This window comes from Variovorax sp. OAS795 (assembly GCF_040546685.1).
Classification (GTDB): Bacteria; Pseudomonadota; Gammaproteobacteria; order Burkholderiales; family Burkholderiaceae_C; genus Variovorax.
In genome coordinates this window covers 2,211,443-2,236,567 of the sequence record NZ_JBEPOH010000001.1, presented here as the reverse complement: position 1 = coordinate 2,236,567, position 25,125 = coordinate 2,211,443, and the positions used below count along the sequence as shown (strand labels likewise).

26 protein-coding genes, 2 tRNA genes and 1 pseudogene are annotated in these 25,125 nt (G+C 65.5%); 10 read left to right on the top strand and 19 right to left on the bottom strand.

Translation table 11 applies throughout. The features are described from left to right. Positions 1 to 31 precede the first annotated feature (31 nt). The gene (locus ABID97_RS10775) at positions 32 to 2,383 is read right to left on the bottom strand and encodes a TonB-dependent receptor (protein ID WP_354398482.1); all 2,352 of its coding nucleotides are present in this window, start codon (positions 2,381 to 2,383) and stop codon (positions 32 to 34) included. 372 nt (positions 2,384 to 2,755) lie between these two features. Here ABID97_RS10775 and ABID97_RS10770 point away from each other — a divergent pair, with 372 nt between their 5' ends. From ABID97_RS10770 to hemP, 5 genes are all read left to right on the top strand, one after another. Continuing rightward, the gene (locus ABID97_RS10770) at positions 2,756 to 3,028 is read left to right on the top strand and encodes a (2Fe-2S)-binding protein (RefSeq protein WP_018903007.1); all 273 of its coding nucleotides are present in this window, start codon (positions 2,756 to 2,758) and stop codon (positions 3,026 to 3,028) included. Positions 3,029 to 3,136: 108 nt separating this feature from the next. Continuing rightward, entirely contained in the window at positions 3,137 to 3,847 is a 711-nt protein-coding gene (locus ABID97_RS10765) for an energy transducer TonB (protein WP_503012813.1), read from the top strand. A gap of 23 nt (positions 3,848 to 3,870) precedes the next feature. Beyond that, a complete protein-coding gene (locus ABID97_RS10760; protein ID WP_354398480.1) occupies positions 3,871 to 4,587 on the top strand; it encodes a MotA/TolQ/ExbB proton channel family protein in 717 nt (238 codons plus the stop codon). A 5-nt stretch (positions 4,588 to 4,592) separates the two neighbouring features. Beyond that, a complete protein-coding gene (locus ABID97_RS10755; RefSeq protein WP_354398479.1) occupies positions 4,593 to 5,006 on the top strand; it encodes an ExbD/TolR family protein in 414 nt (137 codons plus the stop codon). Positions 5,007 to 5,104: 98 nt separating this feature from the next. Beyond that, positions 5,105 to 5,317 carry a hemin uptake protein HemP gene (gene hemP, locus ABID97_RS10750; RefSeq protein ID WP_354398478.1) on the top strand — a complete coding sequence of 71 codons (213 nt, stop codon included), beginning with the start codon at positions 5,105 to 5,107 and terminating at the stop codon, positions 5,315 to 5,317. Positions 5,318 to 5,537: 220 nt separating this feature from the next. Here hemP and ABID97_RS10745 read toward each other — a convergent pair whose 3' ends face one another. Next, positions 5,538 to 5,945 carry a GlcG/HbpS family heme-binding protein gene (locus ABID97_RS10745; protein ID WP_354398477.1) on the bottom strand — a complete coding sequence of 136 codons (408 nt, stop codon included), beginning with the start codon at positions 5,943 to 5,945 and terminating at the stop codon, positions 5,538 to 5,540. A 162-nt stretch (positions 5,946 to 6,107) separates the two neighbouring features. On the opposite strand from ABID97_RS10745, the gene ABID97_RS10740 reads away from it, so the two are divergent. Further along, positions 6,108 to 6,809, top strand: a complete 702-nt coding sequence (locus ABID97_RS10740) for a Bax inhibitor-1/YccA family protein (RefSeq protein ID WP_354398476.1) — start codon at positions 6,108 to 6,110, stop codon at positions 6,807 to 6,809. A gap of 64 nt (positions 6,810 to 6,873) precedes the next feature. Here ABID97_RS10740 and rlmD read toward each other — a convergent pair. The 5 genes and pseudogenes from rlmD to surE form a co-directional block, all read right to left on the bottom strand. Beyond that, positions 6,874 to 8,323: pseudogene (gene rlmD, locus ABID97_RS10735) on the bottom strand (23S rRNA (uracil(1939)-C(5))-methyltransferase RlmD). Between the two features lie 51 nt (positions 8,324 to 8,374). Next, positions 8,375 to 9,379, bottom strand: a complete 1,005-nt coding sequence (locus tag ABID97_RS10730) for a sigma-70 family RNA polymerase sigma factor (protein ID WP_354398475.1) — start codon at positions 9,377 to 9,379, stop codon at positions 8,375 to 8,377. Between the two features lie 4 nt (positions 9,380 to 9,383). After that, positions 9,384 to 10,283, bottom strand: a complete 900-nt coding sequence (locus ABID97_RS10725) for a peptidoglycan DD-metalloendopeptidase family protein (protein WP_354398474.1) — start codon at positions 10,281 to 10,283, stop codon at positions 9,384 to 9,386. A gap of 11 nt (positions 10,284 to 10,294) precedes the next feature. Further along, complete coding sequence (locus ABID97_RS10720; RefSeq protein WP_354398473.1) at positions 10,295 to 11,068, bottom strand: protein-L-isoaspartate(D-aspartate) O-methyltransferase; 774 nt, start codon at positions 11,066 to 11,068, stop codon at positions 10,295 to 10,297. Between the two features lies 1 nt (position 11,069). Then, positions 11,070 to 11,828 (bottom strand): 5'/3'-nucleotidase SurE, encoded by a 759-nt coding sequence (gene surE, locus ABID97_RS10715; protein ID WP_354398472.1) that lies wholly within the window; start codon positions 11,826 to 11,828, stop codon positions 11,070 to 11,072. A gap of 129 nt (positions 11,829 to 11,957) precedes the next feature. On the opposite strand from surE, the gene ABID97_RS10710 reads away from it, so the two are divergent. Then, a complete protein-coding gene (locus ABID97_RS10710) occupies positions 11,958 to 12,944 on the top strand; it encodes an NADPH:quinone oxidoreductase family protein (RefSeq protein WP_354398471.1) in 987 nt (328 codons plus the stop codon). Between the two features lie 83 nt (positions 12,945 to 13,027). On the opposite strand, the gene ABID97_RS10705 is transcribed toward ABID97_RS10710, so the two are convergent. From ABID97_RS10705 to ABID97_RS10695, 3 genes are all read right to left on the bottom strand, one after another. Then, positions 13,028 to 13,372 carry an H-NS histone family protein gene (locus ABID97_RS10705; RefSeq protein ID WP_354398470.1) on the bottom strand — a complete coding sequence of 115 codons (345 nt, stop codon included), beginning with the start codon at positions 13,370 to 13,372 and terminating at the stop codon, positions 13,028 to 13,030. Between the two features lie 269 nt (positions 13,373 to 13,641). Continuing rightward, positions 13,642 to 13,717: transfer RNA gene (locus ABID97_RS10700), tRNA-His, on the bottom strand. Between the two features lie 75 nt (positions 13,718 to 13,792). After that, positions 13,793 to 14,425, bottom strand: coding sequence for a YbhB/YbcL family Raf kinase inhibitor-like protein (locus ABID97_RS10695; RefSeq protein WP_354398469.1), 633 nt, complete (start codon positions 14,423 to 14,425; stop codon positions 13,793 to 13,795). Positions 14,426 to 14,627: 202 nt separating this feature from the next. On the opposite strand from ABID97_RS10695, the gene ABID97_RS10690 reads away from it, so the two are divergent. Together ABID97_RS10690 and ABID97_RS10685 are read left to right on the top strand one after the other, a co-directional pair. Next, positions 14,628 to 14,876: a GlsB/YeaQ/YmgE family stress response membrane protein gene (locus ABID97_RS10690; RefSeq protein WP_354398468.1), complete on the top strand. Its 249-nt coding sequence runs from the start codon at positions 14,628 to 14,630 to the stop codon at positions 14,874 to 14,876. A 24-nt stretch (positions 14,877 to 14,900) separates the two neighbouring features. After that, the gene (locus tag ABID97_RS10685) at positions 14,901 to 15,233 is read left to right on the top strand and encodes a hypothetical protein (protein WP_354398467.1); all 333 of its coding nucleotides are present in this window, start codon (positions 14,901 to 14,903) and stop codon (positions 15,231 to 15,233) included. A 12-nt stretch (positions 15,234 to 15,245) separates the two neighbouring features. Here ABID97_RS10685 and ABID97_RS10680 read toward each other — a convergent pair whose 3' ends face one another. From ABID97_RS10680 to ABID97_RS10655, 6 genes are all read right to left on the bottom strand, one after another. Continuing rightward, positions 15,246 to 15,920: a histidine phosphatase family protein gene (locus ABID97_RS10680; protein WP_354398466.1), complete on the bottom strand. Its 675-nt coding sequence runs from the start codon at positions 15,918 to 15,920 to the stop codon at positions 15,246 to 15,248. Between the two features lie 92 nt (positions 15,921 to 16,012). Continuing rightward, positions 16,013 to 17,923 (bottom strand): SurA N-terminal domain-containing protein, encoded by a 1,911-nt coding sequence (locus ABID97_RS10675; protein ID WP_354398465.1) that lies wholly within the window; start codon positions 17,921 to 17,923, stop codon positions 16,013 to 16,015. Between the two features lie 77 nt (positions 17,924 to 18,000). Then, a tRNA-Val gene (locus ABID97_RS10670) sits at positions 18,001 to 18,076 on the bottom strand. A 28-nt stretch (positions 18,077 to 18,104) separates the two neighbouring features. Next, the gene (locus ABID97_RS10665) at positions 18,105 to 18,377 is read right to left on the bottom strand and encodes an HU family DNA-binding protein (protein ID WP_007830705.1); all 273 of its coding nucleotides are present in this window, start codon (positions 18,375 to 18,377) and stop codon (positions 18,105 to 18,107) included. 214 nt (positions 18,378 to 18,591) lie between these two features. Then, the gene (locus ABID97_RS10660) at positions 18,592 to 19,677 is read right to left on the bottom strand and encodes a tartrate dehydrogenase (RefSeq protein ID WP_354398464.1); all 1,086 of its coding nucleotides are present in this window, start codon (positions 19,675 to 19,677) and stop codon (positions 18,592 to 18,594) included. Then, positions 19,674 to 20,585: an alpha/beta fold hydrolase gene (locus ABID97_RS10655; protein ID WP_354398463.1), complete on the bottom strand. Its 912-nt coding sequence runs from the start codon at positions 20,583 to 20,585 to the stop codon at positions 19,674 to 19,676. Before ABID97_RS10655 ends, ABID97_RS10660 begins: the two co-directional genes overlap by 4 nt. Before the next feature lie 85 nt (positions 20,586 to 20,670). Here ABID97_RS10655 and ABID97_RS10650 point away from each other — a divergent pair, with 85 nt between their 5' ends. Next, complete coding sequence (locus tag ABID97_RS10650; RefSeq protein ID WP_503012812.1) at positions 20,671 to 21,618, top strand: LysR substrate-binding domain-containing protein; 948 nt, start codon at positions 20,671 to 20,673, stop codon at positions 21,616 to 21,618. 19 nt (positions 21,619 to 21,637) lie between these two features. Here the strand turns inward: ABID97_RS10650 and ABID97_RS10645 are convergent, their stop codons facing one another. From ABID97_RS10645 to uvrC, 3 genes are read right to left on the bottom strand one after another with little or no spacing between them, the layout of a single operon-like run. Further along, a complete protein-coding gene (locus tag ABID97_RS10645; RefSeq protein WP_354398461.1) occupies positions 21,638 to 22,534 on the bottom strand; it encodes a DMT family transporter in 897 nt (298 codons plus the stop codon). Beyond that, on the bottom strand, positions 22,531 to 23,097 hold the full coding sequence (gene pgsA, locus ABID97_RS10640) for a CDP-diacylglycerol--glycerol-3-phosphate 3-phosphatidyltransferase (RefSeq protein WP_013540407.1): 567 nt from the start codon (positions 23,095 to 23,097) through the stop codon (positions 22,531 to 22,533). The genes ABID97_RS10645 and pgsA overlap by 4 nt, the downstream gene beginning before the upstream one ends. 54 nt (positions 23,098 to 23,151) lie before the next feature. Beyond that, a complete protein-coding gene (gene uvrC / locus ABID97_RS10635) occupies positions 23,152 to 25,113 on the bottom strand; it encodes an excinuclease ABC subunit UvrC (RefSeq protein WP_354398460.1) in 1,962 nt (653 codons plus the stop codon). Between the last annotated feature and the right edge of the window lie 12 nt (positions 25,114 to 25,125).

The following is a 25,125-nucleotide window of genomic DNA, read 5'->3' as shown; positions in this document are numbered from 1 at the left end:
AAGAGCGGAAGATCGTTTGTGCCGGCCTATTCTAGAAACGTGCACCCACGGTGAGGAGCACCGTGCGCTTGGCACCCGCGATCGCGAAGCCCGGGTAGAGCTGATCGCCGTAGAGCTTGTTGGTCACGTTGTTGATGTTGAGCTGCGCGTACAGGTCGGGCGTGAACTTGTATTCGAGCATCATGTCGCCCACCACGTAGCCCGGGGTGCTGTTGGCCAGGCTGGCAGCGCCGCTGGCGCCCTGCAGCGGGCGGTTCTCGGACGCGCCTCGCACGCCGCCCGCAATGCGGAACTTGGGCGTGGCCTGGTAGCTGATCCAGGCGGCCCCGCTGTGCTTGGGCGTCAGGCCGACGCGCGAGCCCACGGTCCCCGGCGTTGCGGTGCTGCCCACCTGGTCGATGGTGGCCTTGGGAATGAAGGAGTACGAGAAATACACCTCCCATTGCGAGGTCAGGCGCCCGACCACGTCGAGCTCGAGGCCCTGCGAATGCCGCTTGCCGGACAGCAGGTACGAACTGTTGGCAAAGTCCGAATCGGTGGTGCGTTCGTTGGTCTTCTCGGTGCGGAACAGCGCCGCCCGCGTGGAGAGCTTGCCGTCGAGCCAGTCGAGCTTGGCGCCGAGTTCGATGTTGCGGCTCTTCTCGGGCGGCGTTCCCGCCGTCTGGGGGGACACATACTGGTAGGTGTCCGCCGACGAATTGAACGACGTGCTGTACGACAGGTGATACGACTGCGTGGTCGAGGGCTGGTAGAGCACGCCGGCCCGGTAGCTCCAGGCGCCTTGCGACAGATGGGTGCTGGCCACCGTCGGCAGCGGGCTGCCGGCGGAATAGCGTTCACGCGGGTCGGTGCAGTTTGCCGTTTGCGTGTAGCCGCGCGGCGCGGGCGTGGGCCTCACGCACGCGGGATTCGTGTAGTTGTACTGGTTGAAATCACCGCTCAGGCGGTCGTAGCGCACACCGCCCAAGACCTTCCAGTCGTCCGCAACCTGCACCAGGTCCTGAAGGTAGAGGCCCACAGACTTTGCGGAGTACGAACTCGAATCGCGGTACACCGGCTCCACGAAGGTGCCGCTCAGGCCCGCGCCGTCGTTCGGCGTGCCGACGAAAGTGTTGGGCCGGGAGCCGAGCGCGCGGCCGCGGAAGCTGTTGTTGAAGAACGCATCGTTCTGGTAGCGGCTCGCCTCTTCCTTCGAAGCATCGATGCCGGCCAGCAGCTGGTGCTTCATGCCGCCCCAGTTCAGCTCCTTGCTGTAGTCGCTCTGCAGGTAGGTGCCCTTGTACTCGTCCTTGCGCGGCGTGAGGCCGCTGCGCGTGAGCACGGTGTAGTCGCTGAAATTGGCCAGCGTGGTCGGCGCACCGAAGGTGGTGCTGGCACCCGCTGCGGTGGACCACTGGTTGCGCGAGAAGGTGCCCGAACGCACCTGCGTGCGCAGTTCGCCTCCGTCGTCGAAGCGATGGAGCCATGAAGCCGTGCCGTAAGTCGCCTTGCCCAGGAGCTGGTCGGCCGCGGTGCCGTAGAAGCTGCCCGGCTTGGTCGGTGCAAGCGTTCCCAGGCTGCCGATGGTCGGCACGCCGCTCGCGTTGTAGCCCGTGATGCCCTGCCGGCCGGTCGCCACCCAGCGAACCGCCGACAACGGGACGTTGTCCACGTTCAGGTGGAACAGCCCGACCGTGAATTCGTTGGCCGTGCCCAGGCCCCAGCTGTACGAAGGCGCGATGCCGTACTTGTCGACCTTGGCGCCGCCGTTGTCGGCCTTGTTCCACATGCCGTTGATGCGCAGCGCCGAGGTTTCGCCGGTGCGCACATTGAAGTCGGCCGTCGTGCGGTAGTAGCCGCGCGAGCCGATTGTGGCCTCCACGTCGGTCTGGTCGGCGAGCAGGGGCTTCTTGGTCACCTGGTTGATCACGCCGCCGGTGGAGCCCCGTCCGAAGATCATCGATGCCGAACCGCGCAGCACCTCGATGCGTTCCAGGTTGAAGGTGTCGCGGTCGTACTGCGAGGGATCGCGCATGCCGTCGATGAGCAAGTCGCCGACCGTGGCCACCGGAAAGCCGCGCAGCCGGATGTCCTGGTCGGTGCCGTTCTCGGTCGCGGCGAAGGTGATGCCGGCCGAGTAGTGCAAGGCATCACGGAGCGTGTCGAGCTTGACGTCGTCGATCAGCTTTTCGGTGATGACGTTGATCGACTGCGGAATGTCGCGGATATCCTGCGTTCCCTTGCCGATGTTGGTCTTCCTGGTCTGGACCTGGTCCTTGCCCTGCGTCTCGGCCTGCTCCGTGACGGTGACGGTGCCCAGGGTCCCGCCCTGCACTGTGGCCGGTGGCGTCTGCGCCCAGCTGCTGACCGAGGCTGCCAGCATCAGGGCGCCAAAGGGAAGCATCGCCGCTTCTCGCGGGATTGCAACTGCCGTGGCGCCCACGGCGGCTGCAGAAGAAGACACGGGACGCGACACACGAGCGCGCCGGCGGACAACATTGGCCAAGATAACCTCCCAGAAAGCCCGAAACGGCTGGTTTGAATGGATGGCTGGCTCGCGTCGATGCTTGCACCGGGCTTGGCTTGCCGAAATCGGGCTGAAGTGTATGCGAACGTAGTTCTTAATCATTCGCATTGAGATTTGGCTGTTGCGCCTTTCCAACACCCAGCCAACTCGTACGGAAGACCTACCTTCGGGATAGTTATTGAAAATGCGAGAGATTCGTATTTATAATCGGCTCGAACCAACCAGCCAGCCACTGCCGCTTTCACCACCATGATCGTTTGCGTCTGCCGCCGAGTCTCCGACCGTGAAATCGCACGTCACGTGCGCGCGGGCATGACTTTCGACGAAGTCCAATTCGAGCTTGGCGTGGCCACCCAGTGTGGCCAATGTGAAGGATGTGCGCGCGATATCGTCGCGCAGTGCAGCGCCTCGCATCCCGTCGCCGCGTTGAACCGCGAATCAGGAACGAGCGCGATCCAGCTTGCCACCTCCATTTCGGAAAGCAAGGCATGGAACTCTTCTCGGCACTCGGCGGCAGCCTGATCTTCGTCGCGGGCTCGGTCTGGTGGATCTTTCGTAAGTAATCGGTAGTCGTAGCGGTTTTGCTGCAATCGGGGCACGTTTTCGGCGCGCCCGCATTCGAATGGGTTGATCGTGTCTGACCGCTTTGCCCCTCCCCCCTCTGTCCTGGGCCTTTCGCGCAATGCACTCATTGCCGGAGGCGTGATCCTGTTTCATGCGGCGGCGCTGTGGGCGCTGCAAAGCGGCCTGCTGCGCCGTGCCGCGGAAGTGGTGATTCCCGTCGAGATACTGAGCCAGTTCGTGGAGCCTCCCAAGCCGGCCGAGCCGCCGCCCCCTCCTCCCCCGCCGCCGCCTCAGCGCAAGCCGGAGGCCGTCAAGCCGCCGCCGCGCCCGGTCGCGGTGCGCGAACCCAAGCCGACACCCGCGCCTGCCGCGCCCGTGGGCGTGCCCGAACCTCCGCCGCCCGCACCGGTGCCCGTGGCCGAAGCCCCGGCGCCGCCTGCTCCCCCGGCGCCTCCGCCGGCACCGCCCGCGCCGCCCGCACCACGGACGATCGAAATCACCGAAGGCCAGACGCGCTACGTCAGGGAACCGCGGCTCGCCTATCCCACCATGAGCAAGCGCCTGGGCGAGGCCGGAACCACCGTGGTCTCGATCTATTTCGACAGCGAGGGCTTCGCAAAGCGCGTCGAACTCTTCAAGTCCAGCGGCTTCGAACGGCTCGACGAGGCGGCGCTCAGCGCCGCCCGGACTGCCCAGGTCACCCCCTTCAGGCAAACGGGCGGCAATGCGCAGACCACCTACCTGCTGCGGGCACCCTTCTCATTCAAACTGAACTGATTTTTTCTCTGGAGCAATTTCGTATGGATTCCCAATTCGGCTTGATGAACGTCTGGAACCAGGGCGATTTCGTCACCAAGGCCGTGGCGGTGCTGCTGATCGGCATGTCGCTGGTCTCGTGGATCGTGATCATCATCAAGGCCCTCGACGTCATCCGCTACAAGCGGCTTGCCAAGCATTCGCAGGATTTCTGGCACAGCGAAGACTTCGCGACCGCGCTGAACAAGCTCGGCAAGGACGACAGCAACCCGTTCCGCGCCCTGGCGCTCGAAGGCCGCGAAGCGGCTGCGCACCACCGCAACACCAAGGCCCACCTGCACGACGCGCTGGACGTGAGCGACTGGATCACGCGAGCGCTGCGCAACGGGATCGACGCATTCACCGCCCGCCTGCAGACCGGCCTGGCAATCCTCGCTTCAGTCGGTTCGACCGCCCCTTTCATCGGCCTGTTCGGCACCGTCTGGGGCATCTACCACGCGCTCATGAGCATCAGCACGGCCGGCCAGGCCACCATCGACAAGGTGGCGGGCCCCATTGGCGAAGCGCTGATCATGACGGCGCTGGGCCTTGCGGTGGCCATCCCCGCGGTGCTGGGCTACAACGCGCTGGTGCGCGGCAACAAGTTCGTGCTGACCAAGCTCAACAGCTTCGCGCATGACCTCCACGCCTACTTCGTGACCGGCGCACGCGTGCAAAGCGGCAGCGGCGACGCGATCGTGGTTCCGCTCAAGAAGGGCTGAGCATCATGGCTTTCGGTACCCAGGACGAACCCGACGAGGTGATGAACGAGATCAACATGACGCCGCTGGTCGACGTCATGCTGGTGCTCCTGATCATCTTCATCATCACCGTGCCGGTGATGAAGCACGCAGTGAACATCGACCTGCCCCGCGCCACCAGCGAACCGGAGCAGGCCAAGCCGCAGAACATCCTGTTCAGCATCACGGCGGACGGCGCCTACTACTGGAATGAACAGAAGGTCGAAGACAGCGAACTGCCTGCGCGGCTCGCCGCCGAGGCCGCCAAGGACCCGCAGCCCGAGATGCACATCCGCGGCGACAAGGCCGTGCGCTACGAGCGCGTGGCCAAGGCCATGTCCGCGGCGCGCGAAGCCGGCGTACGCAAGATCGGCTTCATCACCGAGCCCGACGCAAAGTAAAGAAAGCCGCGCGAGAGATAAAAAAACTCGATCGCATCGATTGACTTTTTATTGCGAATCATTATCATTCACTCATCGCCTCGATAAGGGAATTCCAAATGCAAGCCAAGCCCAACGCCTTTTCTGTTCTGAGCCACCCATCGCTCGATCAATCGGGTGGCGGACATGCATCCGTCCAGGCAGCGCGTCCGGCGCCCATGGTCGAAAGCACGGCGCTTCTCAAGGGAAGCAAGACCGTGGGCATCATGCACAACGGTTCTCTCTATCGCCTGCAGGCCACCAAACTCGGCAAGCTGATCCTTACCAAGTAAGTAAGGAAAGAAGTCAGCCCGCCCTTCGCGCAAGTTTCATCGTGGGGCGACTCGAGGAGATTCGATCTCCAAGGGTCGTTTTTTGCTAGCCAACGGTTCGCCGACTAGCCAAGCTTTTTTTTCACGCTGAAGATCCATGAAAAACGCCGACCTCGAAGTCGGCGTTTTGCTTTTCGACCGGCGCACCGCGGCACGGACATGCCGTGCGGTGCGCTCGATGTCAGAGGCCGAGGGCGGCGATGCCGGCCTTGGCAATCTGGGCGTCTTCGTTCGACTTGACGCCGCTCACGCCCACGGCGCCGATCACCTGGCCATCCTTCACGATGGGCACGCCGCCCTCGAGCAGCCCTTGCACCGCGGGTGCCGTGAGAAACGCCGTGCGGCCGCCGTTGATGATGTCTTCGTAGACCTTGCTCTCGCGGCGCCCCATGGCGGCCGTGTGGGCCTTGGCGGGAGCGATATGCGACGACAGGGCCGCGGCGCCGTCCAGGCGCTGGAGCCACAGCAGGTTGCCGGCGTCGTCGGAAATGGCAATGGTCACGGCCCAGTTGTTCTTGAGGGCTTCGGCCTCGGCGGCGGCGGCAATGGCCTTCACATCGGCAAGTTCGAGGAAATGCTTGGTCTTCATGTCGGGAGCGGTTCGTAAAAACCTGACAGCATAACGGCCAACGCCCCCAGGCGTCTGCCAGGCTTAGGACCATCGGCCATACGGTCTTTTCGCTTCCACCCTCTTGCAGACCCCTAGAATGCGCCCAATTGCGTCATTGCAGCAACCCAAGGAGCTACGTCCATGAACGACCGCGTTACCACCCTCGACACCTCCACCGGCTACGGCCAGGTGCTGCCGCAGGCTGAGCGCCAACGCGTGCTGCGCAACACCTACTGGCTGCTGGCACTGAGCATGCTGCCTACCGTGCTGGGCGCCTGGATCGGCGTGAGCACCGGCCTCACCCGCTCTCTTACCGGCGGCCTGGGCCTCATCGTTTTCCTCGGCGGCGCCTTCGGCTTCATGTACGCCATCGAGAAGACCAAGAACTCGGCCGCCGGCGTCCCGGTGCTGCTGGCCTTCACCTTCTTCATGGGCCTCATGCTGTCGCGCCTGATCGCGATGGTGCTGGGCTTCAAGAACGGCCCGGAACTCGTCATGACCGCGTTCGGCGGCACCGCCGGCGTGTTCTTCGTGATGGCTTCGCTGGCCAGCGTGATCAAGCGCGACCTGTCCGGCATGGGCAAGTGGCTCTTCGTCGGCGCCCTGGTGCTGATGGTGGGCGCGATCATCAATGTCTTCGTGGGCTCGAGCGCCGGCATGATGGCCATCTCGGTGGCTGCCATCGGCATCTTCTCGGCTTTCATGCTCTATGACCTGAAGCAGATCATGGACGGCGGCGAGACCAACTACATCAGCGCCACCCTCGCGCTCTACCTGGACCTGTTCAACGTGTTCCAGAGCCTGCTGGCCCTGCTCGGCATTGCCGGCGGCGAACGCGACTGAGCGAACGAGCCGCAAGAAGGCGCCGCGTGCGCCATATAAAAAAAGGGCCCGGCGGGCCCTTTTTTCATGCCAGGTCGAAGACCGCGATCGACTCGACGTGCGCCGTGTGCGGGAACATGTTGATGACCCCCGCGAAGGTGCAGCGGTAGCCTGCCTGGTGCACCAGCAGCCCCGCGTCCCTTGCCAGGGTGGACGGATTGCAGCTCACATAGACGATGCGCTTCGGCGGCGTCCAGCCATCGGTTCGCAGTTCGGGCTGCAGGTGCAGGTCGGCCATGGCCTTGGCCAGCGCAAAGGCGCCCTCGCGCGGCGGGTCCACCAGCCATTTCTCGGCGCTGCCATCGGCCACGAGCATCGCAGGCGTCATCTCGAAGAGGTTGCGGGCTACGAAGCGCGCCGGTGAAAGCGCCCGCCGTGCGGAGGTGGCGGGCTGGTTCTTCCTGAAGTTGTCGCCCGCACGCGCGACCAGGGTCTCGCTGCCTTCGATGCCCAGCACTTCGCGCGCCCGGCTCGCCAGCGGCAAGGTGAAGTTGCCGAGCCCGCAGAACCAGTCGATCACGCGCTCTTGCGGTTTCACGTCGAGCAGGCGCAGGGCCTTGCCCACCAGCGCACGGTTGATGTGCGGGTTGACCTGCGTGAAGTCGGTCGGCTTGAACGGCATGGTCACGCCGAACTCGGGGAGTTCGTAGGAGAGCGGCGCACCGCCCTCTTCCAGCAGTTTCACGGTTTCGGGGCCCTTGCGCCTGCAGCCACCACTGGACGCCTGCGTTCTGCGCCGCAAAGTCCTTCAGGCGGCCGATGTCCGCGCTGGAGAGGGGCTCCAGGTGCCGCAGCACCAGCGCAATGGTGCCGAGCACGGTGGTGCCGGGCGCATCGCCGCAGGCGAGTTCGATCTGCGGGCAGGTCTCGCGCGCATCCATCGAGCCAATCAGCGCGCGCAGCGGCATCAGCATGTCGCTGACCTGCTTCGGCAGCACCGGGCAGACCTCCATGTCGGCGAGATAGCGGCTCTTGCGCTCGTGAAAACCGATCAGCACCGTGCCCTTCTTGACCACATGGCGCACCGAGAGCCGCGCGCGATAGCGGTAATGCCATGCGGGTCCTTCCAACGGCCGCAACACGTTGTCGGGCCGCACCTTGCCGAGGTGCCACAGGTTGTCTTCCAAGGCGCGCTGCTTCACCGCCACCTGCGCCGCCGCGTCCAGGTGTTGCATCTTGCAGCCGCCGCACGCGCCGGTGTGCAGGCCGAAGTGCGGACAGCCCGGGCGCACCCGTTGCGACGATTCGCGACGGATGGCGGTGACCGTGCCCTGCTCCCAGTTGTTCTTGCGGCGATGAACGTTGAACTGCACCTCTTCGAAGGGCAGAGCACCCTCGATGAACACGACCATGCCTTCGGCGTTGTGGGCAACGCCTTGCGCGTCGAGATCGAGCGACTCGACCGCGAGCCACTCGTCAGGCGCCGTGGCCGGTGTTTTGGTGGGGACTTTCTTTTCTGCGATGGATTCCGTCATCCCCCGATTGTCTCAGCGCCGGGCCGGCCTTCCGTGGCCGCGGCGCCCAAGCTACAGCAGGGCGTCGCGTTCCACGCCCGAACGCACCATTTGCCGCCGCATCTTGGCCAGGGCTTCGTTCTGGATCTGCCGCACACGCTCGCGCGTCAGTCCGAGGCGAACACTCAGCACCTCGAGCGTTTCGGGCTCGCGGTCATGCAGGCCATAGCGGCCTTCGAGCACCTCGCGCTCGCGCGCATCGAGCGCGTGAACCCATTGATCCAGCAGGCGCGCGACCTCGTGGGTCTGCGTGACATCGGTCGGATCGCCCTGCTCGTCGTCGGACGCCACGGTGTCGGCCAGGGTGAAGCCTTCCTCGCCGCGCGCATCGCCGGCATCCAGCGAGCGCGGTGCCTCCGAAAGTGCCAGCAGCTCCGAAACGGCTTGTACTTCATGGCCCAGCAGCGCCGCGATGTCTTCCACGCGCACACCGTCGGGACGGCGCGCCAGGAACTCCGCGTCGCCTTCGAGCGTCCGGCGGGCCCGCAGCACCTGCTGCAGTTCGCGCACCACATGCACGGGCAGGCGGATGGCGCGCGACTGGGTCATGACTGCGCGCTCCACCGCCTGGCGGATCCACCAGGTCGCGTAGGTGGAAAAGCGAAAACCGCGTTCGGGCTCGAACTTGGTGATGGCATGCATCAGGCCGAGGTTGCCTTCCTCGATCAGGTCGGAGAGCGGAACGCCGCGGCCCAGATACGCCTTGGCGATGTTCACGACCAGCCGCAGGTTGTGCTCGATCATCGATTGCCGCGCCTCGAAACTGCCGGCGCGTGCGGCGGATGCGGCCCGGTATTCCTCTTCGGGCGTGAAGAGTTCGGTGCGCCGCACCTGGCGCAGGTAGATCGTCAGGGCATCGGCGCCCTCGCCGCCGATGGTCGGCTCTGCCACCGCATCGGGATCCGGTGCGAAAGCTGGCCTTGCCGGCGCAGCTTCTTCCGGACCGCTCTCTACAGCGCCACCCCGGCCCGCCGGCCGACGCACAGCAAGCGTGCGACGCAGGCGAGAGGCGGCCATGGCATCACCGGCTCGGCAGGTAGCGCGCGGGATCGACCGGCTTGCCCTGGCGGCGGATCTCGAAATGCAGCTTGACGCGGTCGGCGTCGCTGTTGCCCATTTCGGCGATCTTCTGGCCCTTTTGCACTGACTGGTCTTCCTTCACGAGCAGCGTCTGGTTGTGCGCGTACGCCGTGAGGTAGGTGTTGTTGTGCTTGAGGATGATCAGGTTGCCATAGCCACGCAGGCCGGCTCCCGCATACACCACGCGGCCGTCGGCTGCAGCCAGGACGGCGTCGCCGGCCTTGCCGCCGATGTCGAAGCCCTTGTTCTTGGCGTCGTCGAAGCCCGCGATGAGCGTGCCATGCGCCGGCCAGATCCAGCCGAGGTCTTCGTCGCCCGAGTTTGCAGCCGGAGCCGATGGCGACGCAGTGACCGGCGGCTTGCCGGCCGCCGCGCTAGCGGGCGCCGAGGGCACGACCACCGACGGCGGAACCACGGGCTTGGTGACCACCCCTTCCGCGGTAGCGGGCGCGGTTGCCAGCGAAGTGGCGCCGCTCGCCGGCCCCACCGGCGGAACCACGCGCAGCACCTGCCCGACTTCGATCAGGTCGGGATTCTCGAGATTGTTCCAGCGAACGATGTTCTGCCAGCTTTGGCCCGTTTCGATGCCGATGCGGCGAATCGTGTCGCCGGGCCGCACGGCGTAGTAGCCCGGCTTGCCATAGTTCTCGATGCCCGGAAGCGGCTTGCCCGAGGCATCCGTGGTGATGAGCGGGCCCCCGGGTGCCGAATTCGGCGCACGCGTCATGGTGCCGCGGTCTTCGACCGGTGCCGGCCCTCGCGGTGCGGCGCAGCCTGCGATCACGAGCACAACGGCCAACGTGATACCAGCGCACCAACTCCGATTGCCAAAACCCTGCATTTGTTGTTCCTTCAAGCGATGCCCGATTTTAGGGGGACAAAGTGAACCGCCTCAAGAATGCGGCGCTCGAGTCCACGGGCGGTTTTATCGATGACGACGAGGGCCTGTCCGCCCCCCGCCGATTGCGTGGGCGCCACGATGCGTCCGCCCACTGCGAGTTGTTCTGTCCAGGCCTCCGGCACCGCCTCGCCGCCCGCCGCGGCGATGATGCCCGCGTAGGGAGCACCCTTGGCATACCCCACCATGCCATCGCCCAGCATCAGGTGCACCGTCGCCAACCGGAAGTGCCGCAGGTTGGTACGTGCACGCTCGTGCAGGCCGCGCAGCCGCTCGATGCTGTAGACCTCCGTGGCCACGTGGTTCAGCACCGCCGCCTGGTACCCGCATCCGGTGCCGATCTCGAGCACGCGCCCGAGGCGCTCCTGCGGCTTGCCGGCCAGCGCGGGTGCGCCCAGCAGGAGTTCGATCATCCGGGCCACCACGCTGGGCTTGGAGATGGTCTGGCCCAGCCCGATGGGCAGGCTCGTGTCCTCGTAGGCCTGGTTGACCAGTGCGCTGTCGACGAAGCGATGCCGCTCCACCGCGCCCAGCGCGCGCAGCACGCGCGGATCGGTGATGCCCTGGGCAGCAAGCTTCTGCACCATGCGTGCGCGCACGGCATCCGACGCCATGGAAGGCGTGGTCGACACCATCGGCTTGGCGGGCACGGCAGGCAGCCGCCCGCGTGTGGCGGCAGAAGCGGTGGGTGTCAGGCGAACCGGGAATCCAGGCCGTTGCGTGGCCATGTCAATTGCCGAGACGGGCAACCGTCTCGCGCCATTGCCCCAGGTTGGCATGATCTGTGAGGTCGATCTGCAGCGGTGTCAGTGCGATGTGGCCGCCAGCAGTGGCATGGAAGTCGGTGCCTTCGCCGCTGTCCTTGGCGCTGCCGGCGCCGGCGATCCAGTACATGGTCTCGCCGCGCGGGCTTTCCTGCGTGATGACCTTCTCGGCGGCATGGCGGCGGCCGAGCCGGCACACCTTCATGGGCTTGAGCTGGTCGAACGGGCGGTTCGGCACATTGACGTTGAGCAGGAAGGCGCCGCCCTGGAGCATGCGCTCGCGCTCGATCTGCTGCACCAGCCGCCGTGCGACCTGCGCGGCCGCATCGACATGCGCCCAGCCTTTTTCGATCTGCGAGAACGCGATCGCCGGAATGCCGAACAGATAGGCCTCCATGGCGGCGCCGACGGTGCCCGAGTAGATGGTGTCGTCGCCCATGTTGGCGCCGTTGTTGATGCCGGACACCACCAGGTCGGGCCGGTAGTCGAGCAGGCCCTTGAGGGCGATGTGCACGCAGTCGGCCGGCGTGCCGGTCACATAGCGGAAACCGTTATGCGCCTTGTGCACGTAGAGCGGCGCCGCCAGCGTGAGTGCGTTCGACTTGGCGCTGTTGTTGTGCTCGGGCGCAACCACCTCGACATCGGCGATGTCTTTCAGAGCGTCGTGCAATGCGACGATGCCCGGAGCCTGAAAGCCATCGTCATTTGAAATAAGTATCTTCATGGTGCTTTTCGGTGCCCGGATTGTAGGCGGCGGGGGCGTCGCAGCAGGGACAAGGACGCCCTGCCGCGCCCCCTATCATCGCCCTCGCATTCATTGCCCACACACGACTGACTCAAAGGAGACCCGAGCATGCACGCATGGCTTTGCGAAAACCCCACCGGCGTCGACGCGCTGACCTGGAAAGAACTGCCCACACCCGTACCGGGTCCTGGCCAGGTGCTGATCGAGATCAAGGCCGCAAGCCTCAACTTCCCCGACCTGCTGATCGTCCAGAACAAATACCAGATGAAGCCGCCGCTGCCCTTCGTGCCAGGCTCCGAATACGCGGGTGTGGTGCAGGCGGTGGGCGAAGGTGTCACGCACCTGAAAGTCGGGCAGAACGTGGCATGCCTCTCGGGTACCGGCGGATTCGCGACCCATACCCTGGCGCCTGCCGAAATGTGCATGCCGCTGCCGGAAGGCTTCGGCCACGTGGACGCCGCCGCCTTCATCATGATTTATGCGACGTCATGGCACGCATTGATGGACCGCGCGCAATTGAAGGCCGGAGAAACGGTGCTCGTGCTGGGCGCCGCAGGCGGCGTGGGCACCGCAGCCATCCAGATCGCAAAGGCGGCAGGCGCCAAGGTCATTGCAGCAGCTTCGACCGACGAGAAATGCGAGCTCTGCCGCTCCATTGGCGCGGACGCCACCATCAACTACACCACGCACGCGCTTCCAGGCGGCTTTCGCGACGCCATCAAGGCCGCGACCGACGGCAAGGGCCCCGATGTGATTTACGACCCCGTCGGCGGTGATTTTGCGGAGCCGGCTTTTCGTTCGATTGGCTGGCGCGGGCGCTATTTGGTCGTTGGCTTTGCATCGGGGCCGATTCCATCGCTGCCATTGAATCTCACGCTGCTGAAAGGCGCTTCGCTGGTCGGCGTGTTCTGGGGCGATTTCGCCAAGCGCGAACCCAAGGCCAATGCACAAATGATGGCCGAATTGGCCCAGTGGTACGGCCAGGGAAAGATCAAGCCCGTGATCGACAGCACGATGCCGATGGCTCAATTGAAGGCCGCCTATGCCCACATGGGCTCACGCGGCGTCAAAGGAAAACTCGTGATGGTGAACTGAGCCTGCGCACGACCTGGCGACTCACCAATAAAAAAGCCCGCACATGCGGGCTTTTTTATCGGGCCGAGGGCCTGACCGGACGCTTACTTGATCTCGAATTCGGTGAGGGACTTGCCGGCGGCCAATGCTTCGGTCACCCAGCGCGGCTTGCGGCCTCGGCCGCCAGACCAGGTTTCGCCCGTCGGGCCGCGGTATTTGGCGGCTGCCTTTGGGGCGGGGGCGCCAGCGCTGCGCTTGACGGAGACACCGCGAGCGCTCAGTTTCAGGTCGGATGCCGTCAGGCCGTATTCGGCGATCTTTCTCCGCACGTCTTCAATGACGCCCGCACGCTCCTGGTTGCGAAGGTCTTCGGCCTGCTTGCGCAATTGCGCAATCTGCTCGTCGTACTTCTTGATCTGAGAATTGATATCGGCAAGGGTCGAAGCCATTTTTGGACTCCTGAAAATTGGAAACGGGCGGATTTTAATTCAGTTCCAATTTAAAACAAGCAGGCCATGAGGAGAAAAACACCACAGTGAGCAGATTGACGCAGCGCACAACGCAAAGCCCGCCGACGCCGAACGTTTTTAGAGAACAAAAGCAAGGGGGAGACTCCGGACACGGCACAAGCGGTTACCGGAAATGACAACGCCAGGACGGGCCCGGCGTAGTGGTTTTCCATGGACGCTATTGCGCAATAGCAGTCGGGAAGGTATTTTGGGGTGGCTGATGGGACTCGAACCCACGACGACCAGAATCACAATCTGGGACTCTACCAGCTGAGCTACAGCCACCGCAGAGCCAGCAATTGTAGCGGCAAAAACCCGTGTTTTCTCTACCCCGGCCAGCGCATGTGGCTGAAAATCTACTCAGCCTGCCGCAAGCGGCCCGGCAGGTGCGGTCTCCGGGATCTTGATCGACCCGTCCGGCCTTTCGCAGGTCCCGATCAGCAGGCCACTGGCAATCGCATGTTCGCGCAAGGCATTGAAGACTTCGTCGCGCCCTGGCGTGGCGGAAAACAGGGGCGCGCCGCCGAGTGCAAATATCTGGAAGGCATAGCGATGCGGCCCGTGCCCCGGCGGAGGGTCCGGGGGCAGCCAGGCGGCCTGCAATCCGGAGTTTCGTCCGGCATGCAGGCCCGGTGCGCCATCGTTGTCGCGGCTCGGAATGGCTGCCTCGTCGAGCTTGCCGTCGCTCGGCCGCAGCCCCACCACGATCGCGTGCACCAGCGGATTGGGCGTTGGCGAATCCGCGTCCTCCACCACCACGACCACCGAGCTCGCTTCCACCGGCACATCGGCCCACTGCAGCGGCGGCGACAGGCCCTCGCCATCCGCCGTATAGCGCGCCGGCAAGGGGCCGTGGTCGACGAAAGCCACGCTGGTGAGTGCGATCGACGACATCCCCTGGCGCATGCCGAGCGTGTTGAAGACGATCTTGTCCAGTCCCGCGCGCACCCCTTGCAGCGCGTGTCCGATGGCCTCAGGCAGTTTCTCGAGCATGGTTCGGGGTATAGCGCCGCGCGGGGCTTGGCCCTGTAGGACGCTGCAGCATGCGCGGCATGGAATCGGCGCCAAGCGCCCCGAACGAGGGGTTGACGCCGCTCACCGGGCCTCGCGCCGGCGCTGCTCCGCTATCATGAACGCGCCCGCACCGGTGGGCAGGCTTTCCACGCGCTTCCAATTCACCGCCAAAGGATTTTTCATGAGCATCGTCTGGACTATTCTGATCGGGTTCATCGTGGGTCTCGTGGCACGCGCCGTCAAGCCGGGCGACGACTCCGCGGGTTTCATCGTGACGACACTGATCGGTATTGCAGGGTCGTTGATCGTGACCTATGTGGGCCAGGCCCTGGGCTGGTACACGGCGGGACAGGGCGCAGGCTTCATCGCATCCGTGCTCGGCGCGATCGTGCTGCTGCTCCTCTACGGCCTGATCAAGCGCAAGAGCTAGCGTCACGGGCACACCTGCGGGCCGATGCCGCGCAAGCCCAGAGCCAGGCACCATGTCTACGTGGTCGAGCTCGACGACCGCGTATGGAACCACGGGCGCTTCAGGCGCGCCAATCCCGAGTACCAGCTCGGCAAGCCTTTTGTCTACGTTGGAATGACCGGGCTGGACCCGGACATCCGCTTCGACAAGCACAAGGCCGGCATCCAGGCCAACAGCTTCGTGCAGGCGTTCGGCCTGCGGCTGCTGCCCTCCCTCTATGAGCGCTATAACCCGATGAGCTACGAGGATGCGCGATCGATGGAGGTCGAGCTCGGCATCGCGCTGCGCAAGAGCGGCTACGGCGTCTGGCAGGCCTGAGGCCGCGCTCGGTCAGGCGTAGGTCACCCAGTCCGCGCACGCCGGGGCGTCCAGGTGCGGCAGGGTGTTGTAGGTCACCAGCATGTGGCGCTTGGGCGTGAAGGCGAACTCCGTCACTGCCGTGTTGCGGATGCGCAGGTTGAGCTCGATGGTGGTTTCGGCGCTGGTGCCGAGCACATGGCCGACGGCCGTGCTGATCGGGCCGCCGCTCGACACCACCAGCACCTTGGCGCCATGGTGCCGGTCGCGCACATGGTCGAGCGCCGTTGTCACGCCGGCCAGAAAATCCACGTAGCTCGGCATGCCGGCGGGCTGGGTCCTGCCCTGCATCCAGGCGCCCAGTCCGTCGCGCAAGAGGCGGAAGTGGTGCCGGTACATCTCGGGAGAATCGGGCTTCTCGAGCTTGCCTTCGTGAATCGTGGCAATCACTGCTTCGCTGTCGTACTCGTTGAGTCCGGGCCAGGGAAGCACGTCTTCGCGGTCGAGGCCGAGTCCTTGGGCAATGCCCTCCCAAGTCTGGCGATGGCGCTTCAAGGTGCCGGTGATCACGGCATCGAAATGCATGCCGCGCTCGCGCCAATATTCGCCGAGGCGGACCGACTGCTTGTGCCCCAGCTCGCTCAGGTTGTCGTAGTCGGCGGCACCGAAGCTGGCCTGGCCATGGCGCACGAGATAGAGGGTTCCCATGCAGGCGATTCTGGCGACAAGCTCAGGGCGCGCTTGTCCCACGTGCGACGGCGCGCCGGATCAGCGACCCGGACGCGACACCGCGTGCGGCATCAACGGCCTGCGGCGGGCAGCGTGTCGGCCGGCTTCGGCACCAGGATCTCGGCCTTGAAACGCTCCTTGAGCAGGTTGTAATACGCGAGTTCTTCTGCCGCGGTGATCGATTGGCCGATCTGCGCGTTCTCTTGCTGCGCCTGCTCGGGCGCCGAGGGTGTGCGCGCAACGACCTTGGTCACGCGCACCACGGCATAGCCCTGGGTCCCCAAGTCCACACCCACCAGCGCAGGCAGCTTGGCTGCATCGGCACGCAAAGCGGCGTCGATGATCGAAAGCGGCTGGTTCTGCGATTCGCGGCGCGACACGGTGAGCGGCGCGCCGAAGGTCGCGCCATCGGCCTTTGCGGTCCAGGCGGCGAGCTTGGCTTCGCCATCGGCCTTGGCCATGACGGCGGCACGCTCGGTCACCAGCTGCGCCCGGATCTTGTCCTTGACCTCGGCCAGCGGCACCGGATGCGCAGCCGTGTACTGCGTCACGCGGCCGGCCGCGAGCTGGTTGGTACCGATCTCGATCGCCTCGGTGTTCTGCTTGCGCTGCAGCGAGTCGGCCGCGAACAGTGCATTGAGGAAGTTGCGATTGGCCAGCACGCCGGTGACACCCGGTGCCGGTGTGCGCGCAACGTTGTTCGCCGTCTGGATCGTGAGCTTCAGCTTGTCGGCCGCGGGCTTGAGACTGTCCGGCTGCTGGTAGACGGCATCGGTGAAGCTTTCCGCCGCCTTGGCGAATTCCTGCGTCGCCTGCTGCGCGCGAAGCTCGTTCTCGATGGTGGCGCGCACCTGTTCGAACGGAGGCACCACGGCCGGCTTGATGTCGGCCAGGCGGATGATGTGGTAGCCGAACTCGGTTTCGATCACGTCGCTGATGTCGCCCTTCTTGAGCGCGAACATCGCGTCTTCGAACGGCTTGACCATGGCGCCGCGCGTCACGAAGTCGAGATCGCCGCCCTTCTCCGCCGACCCCGGGTCTTGCGAATTCTTGCGCGCGACATCGGCAAAGGTGCCAGGCGCCTTCCTCACTTCGGCCAGCAACTGCTCGGCCTTGGCTTTTGCCTTGGCGCGATCGGCCGCCGGCGCGCTGGCGGGCGCGGTGATCAGGATGTGGCTGGCGCGGCGCTCTTCCTTTGTGCCGAAGCGGGCGGCGTTCTGTTCGTAGTAGGTCTTGAGATCGGCCTCGTTGACCGAAACGTTCTTCTTGGCCGCCTCGAGGTCGAGCACGAGGTATTCGACATTGGCCTGCTCGGGGGCCTGGAACTGCGCGGTGTGGGCCTTGTAGTACGCCTCGATGTCGGCGTCGCTGACCGTGACCTTCGATGCGAAGCTCTCGGGGGTGAAGCGTGCGACCTGGATCTCGCGGCGATCGTAGAAGGCGTTGATCGTTGCCGCGGCCAATGCGGGCGGCGTGAACGCCGTGCCCGAGATTCCGAGCAGCACCTGCTGCGTGGCCAGGTCGGAACGCATCGCGGCCTCGTACTGCTCCGGGGTGCGCCCCGTCACGCGCTGGAACGCCTCGCGGTCGAACTTGCCGTCCGGCGTGCGGAATGCCGCAAGCCCCGCGTCCTGCGCGAAGATTCGCGACAGGCGCTCTTCGGACACCGTGACGTTCGACTTGGCCGCCGCCGCGGCCAGCACGCGATCGCGCACCATGCGCTCCAGCGTGCCGTAGCGAATCACGTCGGATTCGAGCAGCGCCGCATCGACATTCGGCGACTGCTGCCGGATGCGGTCGGTCTCGATGCGATGCTGCGCATCCCACTCGGGCCGGGTGATGTTGTGGCCGTCGACGCGTGCAACCTTCTCGTCGCCGGAGCCCTGGTAGCGCTCCACGCCAAAAAGGACGAACGAGGGAATGATCAGCAAGAACAAGAAAATCAGGACGATCTTGTTGTACTTGCGGAAAAAATCAAACATGCTTGAACACTCTTTTTCGACGGATGTCGGACGGCAATAAAAAAGGCGAACCAGTGTTCGCCTTTGCATCGGGTGGGTGGTGGGTGCTGAGGGGCTCGAACCCCCGACCTACGCCTTGTAAGGGCGCCGCTCTACCAACTGAGCTAAGCACCCCACCGGGAATACTCTCCGAGTCTACGTCTTAGTTCAGCGCGTCTTTCAGCGCCTTGCCCGGACGGAACTTCGGAATCTTGGCTGCCTTGATTTTAATCGCGTCGCCGGTGCGCGGATTGCGGCCCGTGCGGGCAGCGCGTTTGCCGACTGCGAAAGTGCCGAAACCGACAAGCGACACCGAGCCGCCTTTTTTGAGCGTGGTGCGAATGGCGCCGATGGTGGATTCCAGCGCGCGGGTAGCGGCTGCCTTGGAAATATCGGCGTTTTTTGCGATGTGCTCAATCAGTTCGGTCTTGTTCACAAGGGCCCCTTGTCGAAGAAATAAAGTTTGTCGGCTTCGTCAGCTGCGAGCCGGCCGCGAAACGACGCGACGCAAGAAGCCTGGCAGGACTGACGCCTCGGCAGCGCGCTGCCAGCGAGGATTACAACCACTGGTCTGCAGGGTGTCAATACGACACGAGGCCATGCAGAACAGCGGAGCGCGCGATTTTAGGGGCGTTTCTCGCGGCTCAATTTCAAAGGGCTTCGGCGATGGCCTTGCCCAGGTCGCTGGTGCTCGCGCGGCCTCCGATGTCGGGTGTGCGAGGTGCGCCGCTCTGGGGCGCCAGTACCTTTTCGATGGTGGCCAGGATCGCGTCGTGCGCGTTCTTGTGGCCCAGGAACTCGAGCATCATCGCGCCGCACCAGATCTGTCCGATGGGGTTGGCAATGCCCTTGCCCGCGATGTCCGGCGCGGAGCCGTGCACTGGCTCGAACAGCGATGGCGTGGTGCGCTCCGGGTTGAGGTTGGCGCTGGGCGCGATGCCGATGGTGCCCGTGCACGCCGGCCCGAGGTCGGAGAGGATGTCGCCGAACAGGTTGCTCGCCACCACCACGTCGAAGAAGTCGGGCCGCTGCACAAAGTGCGCGGTGAGAATGTCGATGTGGAACTTGTCCTGCGCCACGCCCGGATAGTTCTTCGCCATCTCGGCCACGCGCTCGTCCCAGTACGGCATGGTGATCGAGATGCCGTTCGACTTGGTGGCGCTGGTCAGGTGCTTCTTGGGCCGCGACTGCGCCAGCTCGAATGCGAACTTGAGCACGCGGTCGACGCCTACGCGCGACATCACTGTTTCCTGCACCACGATCTCGCGCGGTGTGCCTTCGTACATGCGCCCGCCGATGCTCGAGTATTCGCCCTCGGTGTTTTCGCGCACGATGTACATGTCGATCTCGCCGGGCGCGCGCGGCGTGCCGTCGCGTCGCACCACCGGAGCCGTGATGCCCGGCATCAGCCGTGCGGGACGCAGGTTGATGTACTGGTCGAACTCGCGGCGGAACAGGAGCAGCGAGCCCCAGAGCGACACGTGGTCGGCGATTTTCTCGGGCCAGCCGACTGCGCCGAAGTAGATCGCGTCGTGCCCGCCGATCTGGTCCTTCCAGTTGTCGGGCAGCATTTTGCCGTGCCTCTCGCAGTAGTCCCAGCTGGAGAAATCGAAGTGGTCGAACTTCAGGTCGATGCCGAACTTGCGCGCCGCGGCATCCATCACGCGCAGGCCTTCGGGCATGGTTTCCTTGCCGATGCCGTCGCCGGCGATGACTGCGATTCTGTGGGTGGTCATGATCGGGTTCCTTCTTGCTGGAGCGGAGTGAAAAACTGGAGTGCCTCGGCGAGCAGCTCGGCCGGGGCTTCCTCGGGAACGTAGTGGCCGCACGGCAGCGCGCGGCCCGAGACCTGAAGCGCGCGCTCGCGCCAGAGCGCCAGCACGTCGAAGCATTTGCCCACCGCGCCGTGCTCGCCCCAGAGCACGCGAAGCGGCTGCGCGAGGCGCTGGCCCGCGGCAATGTCGGCGCGATCGTGCGCGAGGTCGATGGTGGCCGAGGCGCGGTAGTCGGCGCAGATGGATTCGGCCGTGCCCTCGATGGCTGCGCAGCGCTCGTACTCGGCCAGCACTTCGGGCGAGAAAGGCGCAAGGCCTGCATGGCGGCCTCCCATCACGCTGCGCACGAAACGCGCGGGATCGGAAGCAATCAGCGCCTCCGGCAGCGGCGGCGGCTGGACCAGGAAGAACCAGTGCCAATAGGCGCGGGCAAATGCCTCGGTGGTGTTCTCGTACATCGCCAGCGTGGGTGCGATGTCCAGCAGCAACATGCGATCGACGGCCGCCGCGTGGTCCACGGCCAGCCGGTGCGCCACCCGCGCGCCGCGGTCATGGGCCAGCACGCCGAAGCGCTCGAAGCCATGGTGGCGCATGGCGGCGAGCGCATCGAGCGCCATTTCGCGCTTGCTGTAGGCGTTGTGGGCGGCATCGTCCGCGGGACGGCCCGAGTCGCCGTAGCCGCGCAGGTCGAGCGCGACCACCGTGAACCGCTCGGCCAGCGCAGGTGCCACGCGATGCCAGATGAGGTGTGTCTGCGGATGGCCATGGAGGAGAAGCAACGGCGCGCCTCGCCCGCCGATGCGGCCGTGCACGCGCACGCCGTCGCGCTCGATGTCGAATGGGGGAAAGTCGAAGAATGAAGCAGTCACGCGGCGATTGTGCGTTGCGCACATGCGGCCATCAAGCAACAATCAGCCAATTCATACTTTCCGAATTGGCATGAATCAGTTGGCGATGGACCGTGGCGACCTGGAACTTGTGCTGGCCATACGCGAGCAGGGAAGCCTCGCGGGCGCGTCGGCCACGCTCGATGTCGTGCCCTCGGTGGTCACCAAGCGGCTGGGCTCGCTCGAAGCCAGGCTGGGGCAGCGCTTGTTCGAACGCACCACGCGCCGGCTCAGCGTCACGGCCGAGGGTGAGGCTGTCTGCCTTCACGCCAGGACATTGCTCGAAGGCTTTGCGGCGCTGGAAAGCGAACTGGGCGAACGACAGAACGAACTCGTCGGCAACATCCGGCTGGCGGCCACGTTCGGTTTTGGCCGGCGTTGGCTCGGCCCCGCGCTGGCCACGTTCCAGGCGCGCCATCCCGCGCTGCAGATCGAACTGCTGCTGACCGAGCGGCTGCCCGATCTCGGCGCCGAAGGCTACGACGGTGCGCTCTGGCTCTGGGCCGTGCAGCAGCGCCGCGAGGCCGACTGGGTGACCCGCCGCATCGCGCGCAACCAGCGGGTGCTGGCCGCCTCGCCTGCATATATAGAGCGGCGCGGCATGCCGGCCTCGGTGGAGGCGCTCGGCATGCACGACTGTCTGGTGGCGCGCGAGAACGGCGAAGTCAACCAGCGGCAGTTTGCGCTCTGGACCTTGCGCCACGCGCGCGACGGCAGCACCGCGCGCGTGCGCGCGCAGGGGCCGCTGACCAGCAATTCGGGCGAGATGGTGCGCGACTGGTGCCTGGCGGGCCACGGCATCATGCTGCGCAGCCTGTGGGACATTGCGCCGCAACTGGCTTCCGGCGAACTGGTGCGCGTGCTGCCCCACTACGCCATGCCCGATGCGGACATCCACTGGATCGCGCCCTGGCGGCCCAAGACGCCGCGCCGCGTCCGGCTGCTGCTCGACCACCTGGCGGATCAGTTTCGCGGCGAGCCCTGGAAGCCCGGCAAGGCCGCTTCGCCGCGCTGAGCAATAGGTAGGCGCCGGGTCAGCGCTCGCTGCGGACCACCAGGCTGACGCCCGCGGCGGTGAGCCCGATGCCGAGCAGCGTCACCAGGGTGATCGGCTCCGCGAACAGCAGCCAGGCCATGACCGCCGTGCAGGGAGGCACCAGGTAGAGCAGGCTCGTGACCGCGGTGGCCGTGCCGCGCTGGATCAGCATGTAGAGCAGCGAACTGCCGCCGAGCGAGAGCGCCAGCACCGACCACGCCATGGCGCCCATCGAGTAGGCGTTCCATTCGATGGCCTGGGTCTCCATCAGCGCGAAAGGCAAGGACACGGCCAGCGCCGCCGCCATCTGCACGGCGCTTGCGCTGCGAACGTCGCAGGGCGCGACGAAGCGCTTCTGGTACAGCGTGCCCGCGGTGATCGAAAGCAGCGCCATCACGGCGAGCCCCATGGTCAATGCGCTGACCTCGGAACCCTGCCCGAACTTGCGGGATACCACGAGCACCAGGCCCGCAAACCCGAGGACCAGCCCGGCCCATTGGCGCCTGGAGATGCGCCCGCCGTTGAACGAGAGCCAGATGGCGGTCAGCACCGGCTGGATGCCGACCAGCAGCGCCACCAGGCCGGCGCCCATGCCGGCGTGCACCGCAGCCCATACGCCGCCCAGGTAACCCGCCTGCATCAGCACGCCGGTGGCCGCCAGGTGCCCCCACTGCGCGCGCTCCTTGGGCCAGGCGACCCGCGCGAGCGCGACCCAGATGCCGAAGCACACGAGGGAAAGCGCATAGCGCACGGCCAGGAACTTGAGCGGCGGCGCAAAGGGCATGCCATAGCGCGCCACGATGAAACCCGTGCTCCAGATCAGCACGAAGACCGCCGGCATGGCCCGCAGCCAGCCCGAGCCGCCCGGACCGGGTACGGCAACCGCCGCCGTCATTTGCTGTGGGCCCTGATCTCGGGGATGGCCTTTTGCAGGTAATAGACCATCGACCACACGGTAAGCACCGCCGAGATCCAGATCAGCCATTGGCCCCAGAGGCCCGTGTCGATGACCTTGAACAGATGCCCGTCATAGAGCAGGAACGGAATCGCGACCATCTGCACGGTCGTCTTGACCTTGCCGATCATGTGGACCGCCACGCTCTTGCCGGCGCCGATTCGTGCCATCCATTCGCGCAGCGCAGAGATGGCGATCTCGCGCCCGATGATGATCAGCGCCACGAACACATCGGCGCGCTGCAGGTGCACCAGCACCAGCAGCGCGGCGCACACCAGGAACTTGTCGGCCACCGGATCGAGGAAGGCGCCGAAGGACGAGGTCTGGTTCAGCTTGCGCGCGAGGTAGCCGTCGAGCCAGTCGGTGGCGGCAAAGACGATGAACATCACCGTGGCAATCAGGTTGCGCATCGGCTCGGCCATCGGCAGGTAGAACACACCAACGATCAATGGAATCGCGACGATGCGCGTCCAGGTCATGATGGTCGGGAGGGTCCAGAACATGCGGGCGATTGTGTCATGCACACGCGGCGCGCCGAAAGCCCGGGGGCAATCGGGCTAGTGCAGTGCGCGGTAGATTTCCTCGGCCAGGTCGGTGGCAATGCCTTCGACCGAGGCGATGTCCTCGACGCTTGCGGCCGCCACGCCGCGGATTCCGCCAAAACGCTGCAGCAATCGCGCGCGGCGCTTCGGCCCGATGCCAGGAATGTCTTCGAGCTGGCTGCCGCCCACGCGCACCTTCGCGCGCTTGGCGCGCATGCCGGTGATGGCGAAGCGGTGCGCCTCGTCGCGGATCTGGGCAACCAGCATGAGCGCTGCGGAATCCTTGCCCAGGTAGACCTTCTCGCGGCCGTCCGCAAACACCAGTTCCTCGAGCCCGACCTTGCGGCCTTCGCCCTTCTCGACACCCACGATGAGCGACAGCGCCAGCCCCAGTTCGCTGAACACCTCGCGCGCCATCGAGACCTGGCCCTTGCCGCCGTCCACCAGCACCAGGTCGGGCATGCGCGCGGCCTTGGTCCTTGGAGGCGCGTCGCTGCCGACGCCGGCAGCATCGCCCATGGGCGGCGCATCGCTTTCGGCCGCCATGGCCTCGGCCAGCTTGCCGTAGCGGCGGTGCAGCACCTGGCGCATGGCGGCGTAGTCGTCGCCCGGCGTGATGCCCTCGATGTTGTAGCGCCGGTATTCGCGGTTCTGCATCGTGTGGTGCTCGAACACCACGCAGGAGGCCTGGGTGGCCTCGCCCGCGGTGTGCGAGATGTCGAAGCATTCAATGCGGAAGTTGTCGAGGTCGTCGGGCGCGAGCTCCAGCGCATCGGCCAGCGCGCGGGTTCGCGCCTGCTGCGAGCCCTCTTCGGCCAGCAGACGCGCAAGTTGCAGGCCGGCGTTGGTCTCCGCCATTTCGAGCCAGTGCCGCCGCTGCTCGCGCGGCTGGAACACGGCCGTCACCCGCCCGCCGGCCTGCTGCGAGATCGCCTCGATCAGCTCGCGGCCGACGAGATGGCTCAGCACCAGCGTGGCGGGCACCGGCACGTCGATGTAGTGCTGGGCGATGAAGGCTTCGAGCACCTGCACCTCGATCGGGTCCGCCGGCACGGGCAGTGCGCCCTCCTCCGCATCGAGTTCGCCGTGGTGGATCTGCGCGGCGTCTTCCACATGCACGGGAAAGTACGCCCGGTCGCCCAGGTGGCGGCCGCCGCGCACCATCGCCAGGTTGACGCAGGCCTTGCCGCCCTGCACCTTGACGGCGAGGATGTCCACATCCTTGTCCGAAGCGATCTCGATCGACTGCTGGTGCAGCACGCGCGAGATTGCCGACATCTGGTTGCGCAGCTCGGCGGCCTGCTCGAACTCGAGCTTTTCGGCGTGCTCGGTCATGCGCGCCTCGAGCTTGGACAGCACCAGCTGCGTGTCGCCCATCAGGAAGGCCTCGGCGCTCGCCACGTCCTGCGCATAGGCTTCGGGCGTGATGTAGCCGACGCACGGCCCGGTGCAGCGCTTGATCTGGTACAGCAGGCAGGGCCGCGTGCGGTTGGCGTACACCGTGTCTTCGCAGGTGCGCAGCTTGAATACCTTCTGCAGCAGCTGGATCGATTCCTTCACCGCCCAGGCGCTCGGATACGGCCCGAAGTAGCGGTGCTTCTTGTCGACCGCGCCGCGGTAGTACGCCAGGCGCGGAAACGCGTGCGAGGCGATCTTCAGGTACGGGTAGCTCTTGTCGTCGCGAAACAGGATGTTGTAGCGCGGCTTGAGCGTCTTGATGAGATTGTTCTCGAGCAGCAGCGCCTCGGCCTCGGAGCGCACCACCGTGGTCTCCATGCGCGCGATCTTCGAGATCATGTGGCCGATGCGCGTGCCGCCATGGCTCTTCTGGAAGTAGTTGGCAACCCGCTTCTTGAGGTTGCGCGCCTTGCCCACGTAGAGCACCGCGCCGGCGGCATCGAAATAGCGGTAGACGCCCGGCAGCTGCGGCAAGGCAGCGACTTCGCTGAGCAATTGATCGGAATGCACATCTGACATGGCGGCTATTGT

What these genes read in the sequence shown, in the direction of transcription:
- ABID97_RS10685 (WP_354398467.1), top strand. Translation starts at nt 14,901, where the DNA reads ATGCCGCGCAAGCCCAGAGCCAGGCACCATGTCTACGTGGTCGAGCTC.
- uvrC (WP_354398460.1), bottom strand. Translation starts at nt 25,113, where the DNA reads ATGTCAGATGTGCATTCCGATCAATTGCTCAGCGAAGTCGCTGCCTTG.
- ABID97_RS10720 (WP_354398473.1), bottom strand. Translation starts at nt 11,068, where the DNA reads ATGGCCACGCAACGGCCTGGATTCCCGGTTCGCCTGACACCCACCGCT.
- hemP (WP_354398478.1), top strand. Translation starts at nt 5,105, where the DNA reads ATGCAAGCCAAGCCCAACGCCTTTTCTGTTCTGAGCCACCCATCGCTC.
- surE (WP_354398472.1), bottom strand. Translation starts at nt 11,828, where the DNA reads ATGAAGATACTTATTTCAAATGACGATGGCTTTCAGGCTCCGGGCATC.
- ABID97_RS10645 (WP_354398461.1), bottom strand. Translation starts at nt 22,534, where the DNA reads ATGACGGCGGCGGTTGCCGTACCCGGTCCGGGCGGCTCGGGCTGGCTG.
- ABID97_RS10650 (WP_503012812.1), top strand. Translation starts at nt 20,671, where the DNA reads ATGGACCGTGGCGACCTGGAACTTGTGCTGGCCATACGCGAGCAGGGA.
- ABID97_RS10740 (WP_354398476.1), top strand. Translation starts at nt 6,108, where the DNA reads ATGAACGACCGCGTTACCACCCTCGACACCTCCACCGGCTACGGCCAG.
- ABID97_RS10695 (WP_354398469.1), bottom strand. Translation starts at nt 14,425, where the DNA reads ATGCTCGAGAAACTGCCTGAGGCCATCGGACACGCGCTGCAAGGGGTG.
- ABID97_RS10705 (WP_354398470.1), bottom strand. Translation starts at nt 13,372, where the DNA reads ATGGCTTCGACCCTTGCCGATATCAATTCTCAGATCAAGAAGTACGAC.
- pgsA (WP_013540407.1), bottom strand. Translation starts at nt 23,097, where the DNA reads ATGTTCTGGACCCTCCCGACCATCATGACCTGGACGCGCATCGTCGCG.
- ABID97_RS10775 (WP_354398482.1), bottom strand. Translation starts at nt 2,383, where the DNA reads ATGCTTCCCTTTGGCGCCCTGATGCTGGCAGCCTCGGTCAGCAGCTGG.
- ABID97_RS10770 (WP_018903007.1), top strand. Translation starts at nt 2,756, where the DNA reads ATGATCGTTTGCGTCTGCCGCCGAGTCTCCGACCGTGAAATCGCACGT.
- ABID97_RS10745 (WP_354398477.1), bottom strand. Translation starts at nt 5,945, where the DNA reads ATGAAGACCAAGCATTTCCTCGAACTTGCCGATGTGAAGGCCATTGCC.
- ABID97_RS10760 (WP_354398480.1), top strand. Translation starts at nt 3,871, where the DNA reads ATGGATTCCCAATTCGGCTTGATGAACGTCTGGAACCAGGGCGATTTC.
- ABID97_RS10680 (WP_354398466.1), bottom strand. Translation starts at nt 15,920, where the DNA reads ATGGGAACCCTCTATCTCGTGCGCCATGGCCAGGCCAGCTTCGGTGCC.
- ABID97_RS10660 (WP_354398464.1), bottom strand. Translation starts at nt 19,677, where the DNA reads ATGACCACCCACAGAATCGCAGTCATCGCCGGCGACGGCATCGGCAAG.
- ABID97_RS10730 (WP_354398475.1), bottom strand. Translation starts at nt 9,379, where the DNA reads ATGGCCGCCTCTCGCCTGCGTCGCACGCTTGCTGTGCGTCGGCCGGCG.
- ABID97_RS10710 (WP_354398471.1), top strand. Translation starts at nt 11,958, where the DNA reads ATGCACGCATGGCTTTGCGAAAACCCCACCGGCGTCGACGCGCTGACC.
- ABID97_RS10755 (WP_354398479.1), top strand. Translation starts at nt 4,593, where the DNA reads ATGGCTTTCGGTACCCAGGACGAACCCGACGAGGTGATGAACGAGATC.
- ABID97_RS10675 (WP_354398465.1), bottom strand. Translation starts at nt 17,923, where the DNA reads ATGTTTGATTTTTTCCGCAAGTACAACAAGATCGTCCTGATTTTCTTG.
- ABID97_RS10725 (WP_354398474.1), bottom strand. Translation starts at nt 10,283, where the DNA reads ATGCAGGGTTTTGGCAATCGGAGTTGGTGCGCTGGTATCACGTTGGCC.
- ABID97_RS10690 (WP_354398468.1), top strand. Translation starts at nt 14,628, where the DNA reads ATGAGCATCGTCTGGACTATTCTGATCGGGTTCATCGTGGGTCTCGTG.